This is a genomic window from Ruegeria sp. ABD4_443 (genome assembly GCF_056160865.1).
Genome location: NZ_JBSWYA010000006.1, coordinates 248831 through 263913, shown reverse-complemented (window position 1 = coordinate 263913; position 15083 = coordinate 248831). Strand labels below are relative to the sequence as shown.

Sequence of the window (15083 nt, the reverse complement as noted above, 5' to 3'; positions counted from 1 at the left end):
TCCCCGCAACCAAATCCCAAAAAAACCGTTCGATCTACAAACAGTACACTGAACTGTTTGCTTAACGATCAAACCTCAGCAGGCTCATAACCCGAAGGTCAGAGGTTCAAATCCCGCTCCCGCAACCAACGCCAAAGCAACACATGCGATCAGAAATCAGTACAAGGGAACGGTCGCTTAACGCCGCCTCCTCAGCAGGCAGTTTTGTTAAGTTATTGAAGCTGAGTGATCCGGTTAAGGCGCCCCTGAAGGGCTTTCGCTTTCCTCGTGAGATCATTGCCTATGCGGATTGAACTTTCCATCGCTTTGTGTTGAGCACAGCTTACGTCGAGGATCTGTTGGCCGCGCGGGGTGTTATCGTCAGCCGGGAAGCCATTCGGCCACCGCCACGCGCGTTCAGACGCGCTCAACCTCTGGGACGATAAAACTGCGGAAATGACGGCCTGAACCGGCCTTCGCCAATTTCTCACAGGCTCATGTCAACAACTTGGCTATACCGCGCCAAATCTTCCAGGTCTCGTGCCTTTGATCTCGTTTGCTGGGTTCTGGGCCGCAGGCCCTTCTGCGACAAAACCCCCATGACTTGGCCTTTGCTGGAATGGTCAAGTCACCCGGGCAAAAATAACTTACAAAAACACTTGGCTTTTGCATCTCTTGCCCCTAAGAGACGCCTTGTAAACAACCAATTTGGAGACCGCCCATGTCTTTCCCGACATTCCCGCGCGGCTTCCTTGGTGCTATTGCAGCCAGCGCGACCCTGTTCGTGTCAGCAACCGATGCTCAAGCCGAAGCCTTGACCTTTACCGACATTGCAGGCCGCGAGGTCACTTTGCCGGAAATGCCTGACAAGATCATCCTGGGCGAGGGCCGGATGATGTACGCAATCAGCGCCGTCACGGATGGAAACCCGTTCGAAAAGATCGTCGGCTGGAACAATGACCTGGTTCTTTATGACCCGGACGGGTTCCGCAAGTTCGAGGGCGCATTTCCCGAAGACACCGCCCGCATGATCAACTTTGGTAACCCTTACGCAGGGGATTTCAGCATCGAGGCGGTGCTTGAATCCGAAGCCGATCTGGTTCTTCTGGAATCGGGCAGCCTGTTCAAAGCCGAGGAAACCGGCCTGATCGACAAGCTGGGCAATGCCGGTGTCCAGGTGGCCTTTATCGACTTCCGCCGCAATGCCACCGAAAACGTCGTGCCGTCGCTGTTGGCTCTGGGGCGCATTCTGGGCCAGGAAAAAAGCGCCGCCGAGTTCATCGACTTTTACATCGCGCAGATGCGCAAGGTGACCAATATCATCGACACCATCCCGGCCGAAGAACGTCCGATGGTCGTGGTTGAAAACGCCGCCGGGTGGCAGAATGATTTCTGCTGCTGGTCGTTTGGCCCTTATAACTATGGCCGTTTTGTCGAACTGGCCGGGGGGACGAACTATGCCTCGACCCTGGCGAATGCCTATTCGGTCACGCTGAACCTGGAAGGTGTCATCGAAGCAGACCCCGAACATATTGTCGCCACCGGTGCAAATTGGGCGGAATCCAAGCCCGAGGTGACCTCGGTCCTGTTGGGATATGAGGCGGATGACGCCGTAAACAACGAACGCATTCAGGCCCTGGCCGCGCGCGCAGGCTTTGCGGACCTTGATGCGGTCAAGAACGGCAATTACCACGCCATTTTCCACCAGTTCTACAACTCGCCCTATCATTTCGTTGCCATCCAGCAATTGGCGAAATGGTTCCACCCTGACGATTTCGAAGATCTCGATCCCTGGGCGACCTTCACTGAACTGCATGACCGGTTCCTGCCCTTCGAGCCGTCAGGCACATTCTGGATGTCGACCCCGGCGACCAACTAAGAAAACAGCCCGCAGGGACAAAACCCTGCGGGCCACAAGAAGGTTTCGCGTATGTCCGACCTGACAATTTCTGCCGAAGCGCAGACGCTTGTTGCTGCCTATAAACGCCGTTCAATGTGGCGCGCCGCTCTTGTTGGATTTGCTGTTCTGGCTTTGGCGACCATGGTTGTCGTGGACATCAATACCGGCCCGGCGAACCTGAGCTTTCTGCGCACGTTGCATGTAATTCTTGACCCTTCGGTCGCCAGCAACAAGGAAACCGTGATCATCTGGCAGGTCCGCCTGCCCGTGGCCCTGATGGCCGTTTGCGTTGGCGCCATGCTGGGCGTGGCGGGGGCCGAGATGCAGACGATCCTGAACAACCCGCTGGCCGACCCGTTTACACTTGGCCTTAGTTCGGCCGCAAGTTTCGGCGCGGCGCTGGCGATTGTGCTGGGTTGGTCCGTGATCCCGTGGGTCGGTGGGTTGATGGTGACGGTAAATGCCTTTGTGTTCGCAATGGGCACGTCGTTTTTGCTGTTCCTGTTCACCCGGTTGCGCGGGGTCTCGCCCGAGGCGATGATCCTGGTCGGCATCGCCGTGCTGTTTACCTGCAACGCGCTGTTGGCCTTTCTGCAATACGGCGCATCAGAGTTTCAGCTGGCGCAGCTGATCTTTTGGCAGATGGGGTCGCTGGCCCGTGCCAGCTGGGCGAAGGTCGGTGTCTGCGCCGCCGTTCTGGTGGTCATCCTGCCTTATTTCCTGTCCCGGTCCTGGGCGCTGACCGCGCTGCGCATGGGCGAAGACAAGGCCGCGGCCCTGGGCATCAACGTCTCGCTTCTGCGCATCACCGTTCTTGGCGGCGTGTCGGTCCTTGCCGCGGTGGCGGTGTCTTTTGTCGGGGCAATCGCCTTTGTCGGGTTGGTCGGTCCCCATATCGCGCGGATGATCGTGGGCGAGGATCAGCGCGGGTTCCTGCCGCTTTCCGCATTGTGCGGCGCGCTGATCCTGTCGGGCACATCCATTGCATCCAAGGCAATCACGCCGGGCATCGTCTATCCCATCGGCATGATCACCTCGCTGATCGGCATTCCGTTTTTCATCCTGCTCATTCTGGGCCAACGCAAGAGGCATTGGCAATGACCGAACTGACAGCAAGCGGCCTGGCCTTTTCCTATGGCAAGCGCCGGGTCCTGCGCGACGTGGGGTTTGACGCCATCGCACCCGGAACCCTGACCGCGCTTATCGGACCGAACGCATCGGGCAAGTCGACCCTGTTCCGACTGATTGCGGGGCTGCACCGAACGGAATCGGGCACCGTACATCTGGGCGAAACCGATCTTGCCACGCTGTCCTCGCGCGAGCGGTTGAAACGGGTCTGCTTCATGCCCCAGTTCTTTACCGCGAATGCCGCGCTGACCGTTTTCGACGTGGTGATGATGGCGCATAAGCAGTTGCGCGGTTGGCGGGTCAGCGAGGCGGATATGCTGGCGGTCGGGCAGGCGCTGGATCAAGCCGGGATCGGGCATCTGTCCGAGGCCTATGTCAGCGAGCTGTCCGGTGGTCAGTCGCAGATGGTTTCGGTCGTCCAGGCCCTGGTGCGCAACTCGGATGTCTATCTGTTTGATGAACCGACCTCGGCGCTGGATTTGCGCCATCAATTGCAGGTGCTGAGCCAGATCAAGACAGCAATGGCCGCGCGCGGCACGATTGGCATCGTGGCGCTGCACGATCTGAACCTGGCGGCCCGTTTCGCCGATCATCTGGTGCTGTTGGGTCAGGGCCGTGTTCTGGCCCAGGGCACCCCCGGCGAGGTGCTTCGGTCGCCGGCCATTTCCGAAACCTACGGCGTTGATATCGAAATCACGTCTGGCCCCAGAAAGGACCTGCTTGTTCATGCTTACGCGTCGTAATTTTGTTTTGTCCATGGGGGCGCTTGCCGGAACCGGCAGCGCGCTGGCCTGCCCGGCCCCCGCGCCCGTGGGGCAGGCCCACTCGGTCCTTATGCTGAACGCTGCCTGCGGCGACCCCGAAACGCCCAATGTGTTCGCGCCCGCGCTGTTGCATGTGGATGTCGGCGATACGGTAACCTTCCTGGCCACGGACCAGGGGCACAATTCGGCGTCCAAGCGCGGAATGATCCCCGACGGGGCCGACCATTGGAACGGGGCCATCGACCAGGAATTGACGGTCGAATTCACGGTGCCCGGCATCTATGGCCATATCTGTTTGCCGCATTACGAATGGGGGATGGTCGGGTTGATCGTTGTGGGCGGTGATCTGCACAACCTGAAGGCGGTCAAGAAAATCCGCCACCCCGGCACCGCGCGCAGCAATTTCAGGGCCCTGCTGAAAGACCTGGAAACCCAAGCCTAAGCCCTTAACGCGATTGTTTCACAACAAGGATAGCGCCATGTCAGCCTTGATCGACACCTGGTCTTGCGATGCCAGCGAAGAAGACACCATGACCGATGATCACGCGTGGATCTGGCACGAGATGATTGCCTTTCTGGGAAATCCCGATCTGTCGCAGGCCAAGGTGCTTGATTTCGGCTGCAATCAGGGTGGGTTCTTGCGGATGCTTTACGACACGCTCCCTTTCAAGGCCGGTGTTGGCGTCGATCTGGCCCGCGCGGCGGTTCAAATGGCCAATGGACGCAAAGGGGCGCGCCCGATCGAATATCTTGCGACGCCGCGGCTGGCCGATGCGGGGCAGGGGTTCGATCTGGCTTTCAGCCACGAGGTCATATACCTCATCCAGGATCTGGCGGATCACGCCCGGCAGGTTGCCCAAGCGCTGAGGCCTGGCGGAAGCTACCATGCCGTGACCTGCTGCCATCGCGATAACCCGCTGTGGTCCAGCTGGCACCCGGCCATCTCGGAGTTTTCCAACATTCCCGTTCCGAACCATTCGGTTTCCGATTATGTCGAGGCATTCCGTCAAGCGGGGTTGAGGGTGGATGTCAGCCGTTTCCTGGCCAGCGCACCGATACCCGCCGATGCCCCCAGCAGCTTTTTCCCCTCACACCTGGATCGGCTGGATGTCTATACCCGGTGGAAAATACTGTTCCGCTGCACCCGTGACGATTGACGCGGCGCAAGGCGCGGCGCGGATGGCCGCAGTGTAACGGCCACCGAAACGGGCGGTTTTGGGCCCGCCTTTAACCGGTGCCAGCCCGGTTCGCGGGAAAGCGGATCGCCACGAAAGCAAATCCCAGGGCAAGCAGCATGTGCAGTATCAACGCACCCAAGGCCAATGGCTGTTGGTAAACCTCGAATGCGGGGGCTGCGGACCAGATGCTGCCAATCGCACCGAGGCCGTGGAATATGGCAAATCCCATGGCAGTATAAAGCGTTGTGCGTGATTGCAGACCGACAACGAAAATGACGATGGCCGCCATGACCCCAAGGGCAATCAGGGCGCTGCCCAGAAACCGGAACGCAATGGTCAACTGCACCGATTGCTGTGCAATTTCTTCCGCACTTTGCGACGAAGATGCGCCGGTCAGGAACGCATTTGCACCAAAGGCGAGTTCGAAAACCATGTGGATGCCAAATACCGAAAGCGCGAAAATTCTCATACGTGCAACACCTTGATGACCATACCGACGGGCGTTTTGACCGGGTGCTGGTACCATATTCAGAACATGCCGGTGACGGAAGCGGCCTCGGCGGGCTATGCCTTGGGGTTTTTCCGGCTGGCGCGGCTGACTTTCCTGCCGACGCTTACGATGATGGATTGGCAAAGCGCCATCGCGGGGATTTGCAGGCGGAAATGCCCAAGATGGCCTTCGCGGACATAAAGCGCCTGGTTTGCGATCCGCGCTGCGGGGCTCATCTCATTGTCGGTGATACACAGCAGCCGATGCCCGTTGGCCAGGACCTTTTCCGCGATCTCCAGGGTCTCGGGGGTGTAATCGTCGAACGTGATTACCAGGGCGACGTCATCGGGCTGCATAAAGCGGACCTGCTCGGCCCGCATTGCCCCGGTATTGTCGATCAGGTTCGCGTGCTTTCCGACCTGCGAAAAGCCGTAAAAGCAATAGGCGCCAACGCCGAACGTCCCGCGGGCTGACACGATGTGAATGGTGCGGGCCTCGGCGAGGGTTGTAACAAAGTCGTTCAGAACGGCGCGGTCGACCTCTTCCTCAAGGCGCAGCAATGTGTCGATACCCGCGTGGATAAAGGCGTCGAACACCGCGTTCGGATCATCCAGGTCGACGCCGCTGGTCGCATCGCGCAGGGGGGTGTCGGCCAAAGCCCGTCTACGGTCAGTATCGGTCGCCTTGGGGCCCAGCAGGCGTTGCCGGAACACCGACTGGAAATCCGAGAACCCGGAAAACCCAAGTTCCTTGGAAAAACGTGTGAAGGTCGAACTGGGAACTTCGGCCATGCGCGACAGCTCGACGATGCTGTAGATCGCGGTGTCTTCGGGGTTGTTCAGAACAAATTTGGCCACCTGTTTCAGGCGCTTGGGAAGACGAAGGTCCGGGTCGCCCAGACGCGCGACCAGATCATCGAAATTCGCGATTTCAGAGCGGGAACCGGGATTTTCTTGTGGCATGAGAGGAGTATTGCTGCGCTGGCTGTCGTAGGCAATGGGGTTGTTCACACCCTGGCCCAGGGTTGATGTGCCAAGCGGCGCCGGGGGGAAACCGACGCCGCCTTTGTTTGTGCGGATGCTGCGGGCGTTACTTCGAGATCGCGTCCTGCATGATCTGCGAGGCCTGTTCGACCCATTCGGCACCACCGATGTCATCGGCAAAGCTTGGCCACAGCGCCTTGGCGGCCTCTTGCCATTTGGCCTCGTCTTCGGGTGCGCCGGACAGAACCATGCCAAGTTCGACCAGTTCTTCCTTGGCCGCCGCGGTTTCTTCAGCGGAAACCCGACGCTCGTGCAGGGCCGCTTCTTCGCCTGCCCGGTTCAACGCCTCTTGCAGGTCTTCGGGCAGACCTTGATAGAACCGTTCGGACACGATGATCGGGCCGGACCAGATCAAGTAGTGAATTTCGGTGATGTACTTCTGAACTTCGTAGAATTTCGACGAAATTGCAGTGGTATAGGGGTTCTCTTGACCGTCGATCACGCCTTGTTGCAATGCCGGGAACACCTCAGCCCAGGCCATCGGGATCGGGTCAAGCCCCCAGGACTGGAACGTTTTGATCGCGATATTGTTCTTGGACACGCGGATTTTCAGACCCTGCAGGTCTTCGAGGGTTTTCACCTCGCGTTCGCTGTTGGTCAGGACGCGGAACCCTTTTTCGAAATACCCCAGAACGCGGACGCCGGCCTCTTGCGGCAGACGTTCGTTAAGCGGACCCTTGAGCGCGTCCATCGCGGCGTGGGCCTCTTCGGTCGAGGTGAAGGCATAGGGCAGCATCATCACACCGACGGACGGGGCCAACGGCACGAGGTTGCCGGTATAAAGGATTTCGCCTTCGATTGATCCCATGCGCAACGCTTGGGCGACTTCCTGTTCCGAACCGAGTTGGTTTGACGGGAAAATCTGCACCTCGATCCGGCCGTCGGTATATTCCTCGACGAGTTCCTTGAACTTGACCGCCCCGATATGGGTCGGGTTGTTTTCATTGTCGCCGTGGCTCAGGCGCAGGGTATAGTCTGCCGCCAGTGCGGGCAGGGCGCCGATTGCGGACAGGGCCGCCGCGGCAATTGCCGTTTTGAAGATATTCATTTGGGTCTCCTCCTTGGTAAATGGTCTTGTCAGTTGATGAATCCGAGCAGCCTTGGCAGCCATTGGGTGAGTTCCGGGATAAAGGCGACGAGCACCATCACCGTGACCTCGGCGATCAGAAACGGGATGCTGGCCTTCGAGACCTTTTCCACCGTTGTTTCGCCTATTTCGCTGGCAACGAAGAGGTTCACTCCCAATGGCGGTGTCGAGTAGCCGATCTCGCAGGCGATGACGAAGATGATCCCGAATTGCAGCGGATCGATTCCGACAGAGCTGACGACAGGCAGCAAAAGCGGTGTCAAGATGATGATCTGGGTCAGGGTTTCCATCCACATGCCGATGAAGATCAGCAGCAGCAGGATCAGCAGGATCAGCAATGTCGGGTCAGACACCGCGCCGATCAGCCCGTTGGACACCAGTTGCGGCACCTGGAACACCGTCAGCATGCGCCCAATGATCCGTCCGGTGACCAGCACGAGCATCACGGTTCCGGTGATCCGAACCGAATAGACCATGGCGTCGATAAAGGTGGACAGCCGGATTTCGCGATAGACGAATATGCCGACGAACAGTGCGTAAAGAACGGCCACCACCGACGCTTCGGTCACCGTGAATACGCCGGTATAGATACCCCCGAGGATGATAACCGGGGCGGCGAGCGCCCATTTTGCCTCCCACGCGGTGCGCCGAATAGCACCCGGTTCCCGGCCCGAGCTATCGCCGGATGTGTACCCGCGACGACCAGCAATGAAGCGGCTGGTGCCATATAGGGCGGCGGCAAGCATCAGGCCCGGCACGAAGCCCGCGATAAACAGCGCACTGATCGAGGTTTCAGAGGTGATACCGTAAATGATCATCGGGATAGAGGGCGGGATGACGACGCCGATCCCGCCTGCGGATGATGGAACAGCCGAGGCAAACCCCTTGTCATACCCGTCGCGCACCATGGCGGGGATCATGATCGACCCGATGGCCGCGGTGGTTGCGGGCCCCGAGCCCGAGATCGCGGCAAAGATGGTGCAGGCAACGATTGTGACACTGGCAAGCCCGCCCGGCGCCGGGCCGACAATGGCCCGAGAGAAATCAATCAGCCGCTGGGTCAGGCCGCCTTTCTCCATCAGCGTTCCCGCCAGGATGAACATCGGCACGGCGATGATCGTGAACTCGTCAACGGCGGAATAGGCCGTCTGGACAAGATAGGACATCGGCATGTTCGCCGTGGCCATCGCGATGACCGCTGACAAACCGATCGAAATGCCGACCGGCACGCCAATCACCAGGAAGATGACGAAGGACAGCGCCATCAAGAGCGTCGGATCCATGATCAGTCTCCCATCCGGCTATCTGCGGGGCCTTTGCCGGTCTGCCAGCGGCGCAGCATGACCTGGAACACGCGGACCGACATGAAGGCAAAGCCAAGCGGCACGATCATCTGGACCCAGACCAGGTTGATGCCCGTCGTCTGCGAGATATAGGGGAACTCGAACATCGAAAGCGTGAACCAGTACCCGTGCCAGATCACGATGGCATTGAAGACAAGCCAAAGCGTATCGGCCAGGGTATAGGCGACCAGCCTTGCACGTTCGGGCAGAAGTTCGAGTTGCAGCGCAACGCGGATATGGCGGTCGCCTTCGGCAGCGATGACAAAGCCGAAATAGACCGACCAGACAAAGGCAAAGCGGCTTACTTCCTCAAGCCAACTGAAGGATCGGCCAAAGCCGAACCGTGCTATGACCTGAAACCCCAAAAGGGCCACCACGACCGTCATGAGGCCCGCGCCGAGCCATTCCTCGGGCGTTCGGCCTGCCAGCCACTTACGCATGCATGTTCTCCCTTGCACACTCGCCGATCAGCGCCGCCCTTGCCTTGGGCTCGGCCTTGCCAAAGCGAGAAATCCAGTGTTCCACCAGCCCGCGGAAATCGTCCGAGGCAGCAAGCGCCTGCGGCAAGACCGGCAGCGACAGCACCGCAGCGGCAAGCCCGGCTGCGTCGGCGTCAAACTGCGTCCTGTACGCCGCCATTTTCTGGGCCAGCGGGTCGCTCATGCGGAACCCTTCTGCGTCGGGAGCGGTGTTGCCGCCGTTCAACGCCCAGGCCGCAAGAACCATTGCCTGCGGCGCGGCCCGCGACGTATCACCGCGCGCGATCAGGGTCTCGGCCGGTTCAGCGATCCGCTGCGGAAGTTTCAGGCTGGCATCCGATGCGATCTGGTTCAGCGGGTGATGAATTCGCGGGTTTTGCAGACGCTCAAGGCTGGTCCGGCCATAGGTGGCAAGATCTTCGCCCGCCGGGCATTCCAGGGTCGCGGCCTGCGACGCATGAAATACCGTTGCCCATGCGGCAAGGTCGGGTTGCGTTGCTGCCTGGTACGAACTGGCGCAACCGCAGAGCCTGCCAAGCTCGGCATAGGCCGATTGCAGCCCGTTCAAAAGGCGGTATTTCATGCGCACATAAGGGGTGATGTCCCGGACGATCTGAACACCCGCACGTTCCAGCGGCGGCCGACCGGCGGCAAAGTTGTCCTCGATCACCCATTGGCGGAATGGCTCAGCCACCACTCCGATCGCATCCTTATGCCCCAGCGCGGTCTCCAGCCGGTCGCGCGCCTCGGCTGTCATCGCGGGCACAATGCGGTCGACCATAGAGACAGGAAACCGCACATGGCTTTCCATCCAGGGCAAAAGCTGCGGAAAGGCGTGCCGGGCGTAATGCTGCAGGACGCCTTTCAGCAGTTGGCCGTTCTGCGGAACGTTGTCACAGCTTGCCAGGGTAATCGGCGCGCCACCAGAACGCCGGCGGCGTTCAAGCATCCAGGCCAGATAGCCGATGGCCGTGCGCGGCCTGTCCGGTGTGGCCAGGTCGGCCGCGACGTGGTCAAGGTCAAGATCTTGCGTGCCCGGATGGTGGCAATACCCTTTCTCGGTGATTGTCAGCGTGACAAAGGTAATGTCGTCCCAGGACGCGGTTGCAGCCTGTGATGTGTCATACAGGCGCCTGAGGGTGCCGACCCCGTGGCATTCGGAATGTGCCGCGTCTTCGGCAAGCACCGCATAACGTCCACCTTGCGCGCCATGCGCACCGGAAATGTCCGGCGGCGTCAGGTTTACCCCTATTACGCCGATCTGAACGCCCTGCCGGGCAAGATCATCATAATAGACCTGCTGATGCGCCCGGTGAAAGGCGCCGACGCCAATATGGGCGGCAGTGACCTTCAGCAGGTCCGGGGCATAGGGCAGTGAAAAGGGTTCGGTCATTGGAAGGCCACCATCACCTTCAGCGTCCGCGCCTTGTCGAGCGCGCGTTCAAACACCGCCTCTGGCGCATCCAGAGGAAGCTCGGCCGAGATCATCGGACGCAAATCCACCTCGCCCGTGGTGATCGCATGTACCGCCGTTTCAAATTCATCTGAGAACCGATAGGTCCCGGTGATCGTATGTTCGCGGGTCAGCAGCTTGGCGAGGTGCAGCGGCGCAGTTGGCGGCAGAAATCCAACCTGAACCAACCGGCCACGGGGTTTCATCGCCTCAATGGCCAGATCAAGGGCCTGCGGCGCGCCCGAGGCCTCAAGCGCAATATCGCAGCGCGGCGTGGCCGTTAGGGCCGACACACCCAAGGCATCGGTGGCGTTTACAACCTCGTCGATCCCCAACTGAACTGCGCGGTCGCAGGCTTCGGGGGAAACGTCGCTCATGATGATGCGCTGGGCCCCGGCCCGGCGTGCAGCCACCGCAACCATCTGGCCGATCACGCCCGCACCGGTGACAAGCACCGTGCGCCCCGACACATCCCCGGCCATCGCGACGGCGTGCAGGGCAACGGCAAACGGTTCCGCCATCGCCAGATGCTGAAGGTCCGCATCGGCGGGTGCTTTGACGCATTGCGTGGCCTTGACGCGGACCACCTCGGAAAACCCACCGTCACGGTGCGGCTGGCGCGCGGCGCTTCCCATGAATTGCATGTCGGTGCACAGATTGGTGTCGCCGCTTTTGCAATACGAACAGTGCCCGCAAGGGCTTGCAGGGTTGACGGCCACCTTGTCACCGGGGACGAGCCCGGTCACGCCCTCGCCGGTCGCGATCACCGTTCCCGAAAACTCGTGACCCAGGATCATCGGGTTGCGGACGATCGAGTCGCCGACGCGCCCATGTTCGAAATAGTGGATGTCCGATCCGCAGATCCCGCCCCAGGCAAAGCCTACCATCACCTCTCCGGCACCGGCGCTGCCGGTATCGCGATGTTCAATTCGCACGTCGCGAGCGGCGTGAACCACACAGGCTTTCACGGACGATCCCTCCCCGATCTTTACCGGCTCCTCCACCGGCGGTCTCCAATTTTGAAACACATTGATCATTTTCGCGCAAGATGAAAATTGATAATTGCTTTCGCCCGGCCCGCGTCCGGGCGTCCGCTGTGCGACCTGTTTGTCGCGCGGCTTGATGACTTGAGGAGCATTGGGAAACTGACGGAGGAAACAGCGATGAAATACCTTCGCTATCCTTTATGTCGTTGTATTATATCGATTTAATAGATGCGCCCGACGACCGCCGAAGTGGCTTTACCATCGGCTGGTCAACCTGCGTGCCCCTTGGCGATTTGGATGCGCGCCAGGCTCAGTTGAGCCGCTTTGTGGGCGTGATGCCTTGCGAAAAGGCCGGTTTCACGGGGTTTGGCTATCCGGGGCGTGCAGTTTGACAGGTGGCAAAATGGATTCGCCCGAATGGGTCGGGCCGTGTCATTTCCGACGACAAAAACCGATTGTGCATTGCTGGCCGGATTGGCAACCAGTGCCTGCCGACAGTGGCGTCGCAACCCGAGGGTAAGCAGTGAAAAGAATCGTTTTTGTTTTGTCGCTGGGGGACTGTTGCATTCGTTTGCCGTGACCGGTTGCATCACAGATGCGGAGCGTCAACCAAGCGGCTGTGAACAGTTCATCGATGAATTGGATCTCGCCGCTGACGCCGGGTTGTTTGTTGTGGATATGTCCGCGTTTGATTGTCCGGATTGTCTCGATCCCGCTGAGGGTCGCTTTCGCGCTGCGGAAAGACCGAAAGCTTTGACGGTAACCGAGTAGCCGCTTCATGGCTGCCTTTACCTGACTTTCCCCAAGGACCGAGCCGGTGGCCTTGCGGGTCGTTCCTGGCCGGAAGACACGTCAAAGCCCGGGCCAGGGGGCTTGCCCTGCGATCAACCGGCGAACTGCCTGGGCCGCTTGCCGGGGGCTGCAATCATCGGGCGCGTTGGTCGGGTCGAATAGGTCATGCGCGCAATCCCATCGCGGGCCCTTATCCATCCGCGGCAACCCAAGCAATTCAAGGGCGCGCTCTTGTACCTGTTCAAAAAGCTCAGGCGCATACACGGGGAAACCGGGGTCAAACAATTGGACAGCAGCGCCATCCAGCCCGCAGCATATGTCGGTTTGGGTCAGGTCTTTCTCGGCGACTTGCCGCAGGATCATCCGGGCGTCCATCGGATCACCTTCCGGCCCGAGAACGTATGAAATCGGCTGGCGGATTGCGAACATGTTGAAAGCCACCCCAGGCGCGCCTTCGTCCAGCCAGTCAGCAAGCCCGGAAAGCCGGTCAAGGTTCATTCGATCCTCCGCGAGGTGCCCCATGCACGCTGTGGGATGCTCAATGCTTTGGCTGGCATGTCAACCGCTTGGGCTTGTCAGGGCGCGCAGCCGTCGCGCAATCAACCGTTCAACAGCCGGCCCGAGCGCCAAAAACCCACCGGAATTACCGCGGCAGCGCGCCGGTTTTGCGCCGCATTGGGCCTGTTTTCCGCATAACGCCCCCGCTTGCGCCGTTGTGACGTCGCGTCGCTTTTCCGGGGGGGCGCCATTAGGAATGGGGGATAAATCGAAGAATTGACTTGGTTTTTTGATCTGTTGGTCAATTTATGACAATTTTCACCGGATTCTTCCCCCTAACCTCAGAACGCTGGGTGCCTAAATCCGCCGTGTCGCTGCGGATCGGCACTCACGGAATGGTCGTCCTTGAGCTCTCGACCAAAGGGTTCGGACGCGGTCCGCAGCGACTCGGTCAATACGGTCTGCCAATGGGGGAGTTAAGATATGCTCATCAAGTCATTTCTGAACACCGTCTTCGACGCCGGAGCGAAAGGCGCGGATATGGACAGCGTTACCGATGATATGGACGCGGCCCACATGCCCACGCGTCTGCAACGATCCGAACTCACGGTGCTGTTTCAAAACGTGCTTGATGAGAAACAGCGCGACCTGCTGCGCCACTGCGGACCCTTGCAGGACACGCCCTGCGCCCAACGCAAGGGGCCAAGCGCCAAGCAGTCCCGCCAAGGATCAGCGTCATATTGACGGCGGGCCCGACAAATTAACGAAAATCCCGGCGTCTTCGTCAACTCGTACCCTGTGTGCCGGACAGTTTCGCCTTCATGCTTGAAAGACAAGCGAATGGAGGCATGCAGTGAGCTGGAACATATGCGTTGTGGGCGCGGGCAAGATCGGACAGATGATTGCCGCGCTGTTGAAATCATCGACCAACTATACCGTGACGGTTGCTGACCGGGACCTGGCGGCGTTGGCGGTGTTGAACCGGCAGGGAATTTCAACCAATCAGATCGACGTCGCCGACCCGGTCGACCTGGCCCAAGCGTTGCGCGGGTTCGATGCGGTGATTTCTGCGGCTCCGTTTTTTCTGACGCCGAGAATTGCCCAGGCTGCGGCCAATGCGGGCGTTCATTACTTTGATTTGACCGAGGATGTCGCCGCGACCGAGGCCGTGCGTGAGTTGGCCCAAAACAGCCAATCCGCCTTTATGCCGCAATGCGGGCTGGCACCGGGATTTGTCGGCATTGCAGGTGCTGCGCTGGCGGAGGCGTTCGATACGATTGACAGCCTGCACATGCGTGTCGGAGCGTTGCCGCTCTATCCGACGAATGCGTTGAAATACAACCTGACATGGTCGACTGACGGGCTGATCAACGAATACTGCAACCCGTGCGACGCCATTGTGAATGGCGTTCGCACCAAGACCGCGCCGTTGGAAGATCACGAGATCATCGGGCATGACGGTGTCGAATACGAATGTTTCAACACCTCGGGCGGGCTTGGCACGCTGCCGGAAACGCTGGACGGCAAGGCGCGGGCGGTGTCCTATCGCTCGATCCGGTATCCTGGGCACCGGGACATTCTGCGGTTGCTGCTGAACGACCTGGGTCTTGAACGGCGTCGGGACCTGTTGAAAGAGATCTTTGAAACGGCGCTGCCGCGCACGGATCAGGATGTGGTTCTGGTCTATTGCACGGCCAAAGGCATGATCGACGGGGCCTTGCGTGAAAAATCCCTGATCAACAAATCCTTTGCCCGGACCATCGATGGAACCACCTGGAGCGCGATCCAGATCACCACGGCGGCTGGCGTCCTGGGTGTTGTGGACCTGATGCGGACAGGCGTCCTGCCTGCACAGGGGTTCATTCGCCAAGAGCAGGTCAAGCTAACCGATTTCCTGAACACCGAATTCGGCCGTCTTTACCGCGCCGGAGATGTCACCGAACAGAACAAGGCGGCCTGAGAC

General features: G+C 59.8%; 15 protein-coding genes and 2 pseudogenes. 8 read left to right on the top strand and 9 right to left on the bottom strand.

Going from position 1 to position 15083, the window contains the following annotated elements; translation table 11 throughout:
* Nucleotides 1–221 precede the first annotated feature (221 nt).
* From ACXAG8_RS13875 to ACXAG8_RS13850, 6 genes and pseudogenes are all read left to right on the top strand, one after another.
* A pseudogene (locus ACXAG8_RS13875) lies at nucleotides 222–380 on the top strand (IS6 family transposase); the annotation flags it as partial.
* A gap of 320 nt (nucleotides 381–700) precedes the next feature.
* Nucleotides 701–1858: an ABC transporter substrate-binding protein gene (locus tag ACXAG8_RS13870; protein ID WP_475226661.1), complete on the top strand. Its 1158-nt coding sequence runs from the start codon at nucleotides 701–703 to the stop codon at nucleotides 1856–1858.
* A gap of 51 nt (nucleotides 1859–1909) precedes the next feature.
* On the top strand, nucleotides 1910–2980 hold the full coding sequence (locus ACXAG8_RS13865) for a FecCD family ABC transporter permease (RefSeq protein ID WP_475226655.1): 1071 nt from the start codon (nucleotides 1910–1912) through the stop codon (nucleotides 2978–2980).
* Nucleotides 2977–3750, top strand: a complete 774-nt coding sequence (locus tag ACXAG8_RS13860; RefSeq protein WP_475226650.1) for an ABC transporter ATP-binding protein — start codon at nucleotides 2977–2979, stop codon at nucleotides 3748–3750. The genes ACXAG8_RS13865 and ACXAG8_RS13860 overlap by 4 nt, the downstream gene beginning before the upstream one ends.
* Nucleotides 3734–4213, top strand: a complete 480-nt coding sequence (locus ACXAG8_RS13855) for a pseudoazurin (RefSeq protein WP_475226644.1) — start codon at nucleotides 3734–3736, stop codon at nucleotides 4211–4213. Before ACXAG8_RS13860 ends, ACXAG8_RS13855 begins: the two co-directional genes overlap by 17 nt.
* A gap of 37 nt (nucleotides 4214–4250) precedes the next feature.
* Entirely contained in the window at nucleotides 4251–4928 is a 678-nt protein-coding gene (locus ACXAG8_RS13850; RefSeq protein ID WP_475226635.1) for a class I SAM-dependent methyltransferase, read from the top strand.
* 70 nt (nucleotides 4929–4998) lie between these two features.
* Here ACXAG8_RS13850 and ACXAG8_RS13845 read toward each other — a convergent pair whose 3' ends face one another.
* From ACXAG8_RS13845 to ACXAG8_RS13805, 9 genes and pseudogenes are all read right to left on the bottom strand, one after another.
* Nucleotides 4999–5418, bottom strand: coding sequence for a hypothetical protein (locus tag ACXAG8_RS13845; protein WP_475226626.1), 420 nt, complete (start codon nucleotides 5416–5418; stop codon nucleotides 4999–5001).
* A gap of 95 nt (nucleotides 5419–5513) precedes the next feature.
* On the bottom strand, nucleotides 5514–6401 hold the full coding sequence (locus ACXAG8_RS13840; protein WP_475226618.1) for a MurR/RpiR family transcriptional regulator: 888 nt from the start codon (nucleotides 6399–6401) through the stop codon (nucleotides 5514–5516).
* A 127-nt stretch (nucleotides 6402–6528) separates the two neighbouring features.
* Nucleotides 6529–7530 carry a TRAP transporter substrate-binding protein gene (locus ACXAG8_RS13835; protein WP_475226611.1) on the bottom strand — a complete coding sequence of 334 codons (1002 nt, stop codon included), beginning with the start codon at nucleotides 7528–7530 and terminating at the stop codon, nucleotides 6529–6531.
* A 29-nt stretch (nucleotides 7531–7559) separates the two neighbouring features.
* A complete protein-coding gene (locus tag ACXAG8_RS13830) occupies nucleotides 7560–8852 on the bottom strand; it encodes a TRAP transporter large permease (protein WP_475226604.1) in 1293 nt (430 codons plus the stop codon).
* A 2-nt stretch (nucleotides 8853–8854) separates the two neighbouring features.
* Entirely contained in the window at nucleotides 8855–9352 is a 498-nt protein-coding gene (locus ACXAG8_RS13825; RefSeq protein ID WP_475226597.1) for a TRAP transporter small permease, read from the bottom strand.
* Nucleotides 9345–10784, bottom strand: coding sequence for a mannitol dehydrogenase family protein (locus ACXAG8_RS13820; protein WP_475226589.1), 1440 nt, complete (start codon nucleotides 10782–10784; stop codon nucleotides 9345–9347). Before ACXAG8_RS13820 ends, ACXAG8_RS13825 begins: the two co-directional genes overlap by 8 nt.
* On the bottom strand, nucleotides 10781–11848 hold the full coding sequence (locus ACXAG8_RS13815) for an L-idonate 5-dehydrogenase (protein WP_475226581.1): 1068 nt from the start codon (nucleotides 11846–11848) through the stop codon (nucleotides 10781–10783). Before ACXAG8_RS13815 ends, ACXAG8_RS13820 begins: the two co-directional genes overlap by 4 nt.
* A gap of 603 nt (nucleotides 11849–12451) precedes the next feature.
* A pseudogene (locus tag ACXAG8_RS13810) lies at nucleotides 12452–12616 on the bottom strand (IS6 family transposase); the annotation flags it as partial.
* 66 nt (nucleotides 12617–12682) lie between these two features.
* Nucleotides 12683–13120, bottom strand: a complete 438-nt coding sequence (locus ACXAG8_RS13805) for a hypothetical protein (protein ID WP_475226572.1) — start codon at nucleotides 13118–13120, stop codon at nucleotides 12683–12685.
* A 483-nt stretch (nucleotides 13121–13603) separates the two neighbouring features.
* On the opposite strand from ACXAG8_RS13805, the gene ACXAG8_RS13800 reads away from it, so the two are divergent.
* A complete protein-coding gene (locus tag ACXAG8_RS13800) occupies nucleotides 13604–13864 on the top strand; it encodes a hypothetical protein (RefSeq protein ID WP_475226566.1) in 261 nt (86 codons plus the stop codon).
* 109 nt (nucleotides 13865–13973) lie between these two features.
* Nucleotides 13974–15080: a saccharopine dehydrogenase family protein gene (locus ACXAG8_RS13795; RefSeq protein WP_475226562.1), complete on the top strand. Its 1107-nt coding sequence runs from the start codon at nucleotides 13974–13976 to the stop codon at nucleotides 15078–15080.
* Nucleotides 15081–15083 lie beyond the last annotated feature (3 nt).

Excerpts from the sequence above, each read along its gene's own strand:
- ACXAG8_RS13870 (WP_475226661.1), top strand. The coding sequence starts at position 701 with ATGTCTTTCCCGACATTCCCGCGCGGCTTCCTTGGTGCTATTGCAGCC.
- ACXAG8_RS13865 (WP_475226655.1), top strand. The coding sequence starts at position 1,910 with ATGTCCGACCTGACAATTTCTGCCGAAGCGCAGACGCTTGTTGCTGCC.
- ACXAG8_RS13860 (WP_475226650.1), top strand. The coding sequence starts at position 2,977 with ATGACCGAACTGACAGCAAGCGGCCTGGCCTTTTCCTATGGCAAGCGC.
- ACXAG8_RS13855 (WP_475226644.1), top strand. The coding sequence starts at position 3,734 with ATGCTTACGCGTCGTAATTTTGTTTTGTCCATGGGGGCGCTTGCCGGA.
- ACXAG8_RS13850 (WP_475226635.1), top strand. The coding sequence starts at position 4,251 with ATGTCAGCCTTGATCGACACCTGGTCTTGCGATGCCAGCGAAGAAGAC.
- ACXAG8_RS13845 (WP_475226626.1), bottom strand. The coding sequence starts at position 5,418 with ATGAGAATTTTCGCGCTTTCGGTATTTGGCATCCACATGGTTTTCGAA.
- ACXAG8_RS13840 (WP_475226618.1), bottom strand. The coding sequence starts at position 6,401 with ATGCCACAAGAAAATCCCGGTTCCCGCTCTGAAATCGCGAATTTCGAT.
- ACXAG8_RS13835 (WP_475226611.1), bottom strand. The coding sequence starts at position 7,530 with ATGAATATCTTCAAAACGGCAATTGCCGCGGCGGCCCTGTCCGCAATC.
- ACXAG8_RS13830 (WP_475226604.1), bottom strand. The coding sequence starts at position 8,852 with ATGGATCCGACGCTCTTGATGGCGCTGTCCTTCGTCATCTTCCTGGTG.
- ACXAG8_RS13825 (WP_475226597.1), bottom strand. The coding sequence starts at position 9,352 with ATGCGTAAGTGGCTGGCAGGCCGAACGCCCGAGGAATGGCTCGGCGCG.
- ACXAG8_RS13820 (WP_475226589.1), bottom strand. The coding sequence starts at position 10,784 with ATGACCGAACCCTTTTCACTGCCCTATGCCCCGGACCTGCTGAAGGTC.
- ACXAG8_RS13805 (WP_475226572.1), bottom strand. The coding sequence starts at position 13,120 with ATGAACCTTGACCGGCTTTCCGGGCTTGCTGACTGGCTGGACGAAGGC.
- ACXAG8_RS13800 (WP_475226566.1), top strand. The coding sequence starts at position 13,604 with ATGCTCATCAAGTCATTTCTGAACACCGTCTTCGACGCCGGAGCGAAA.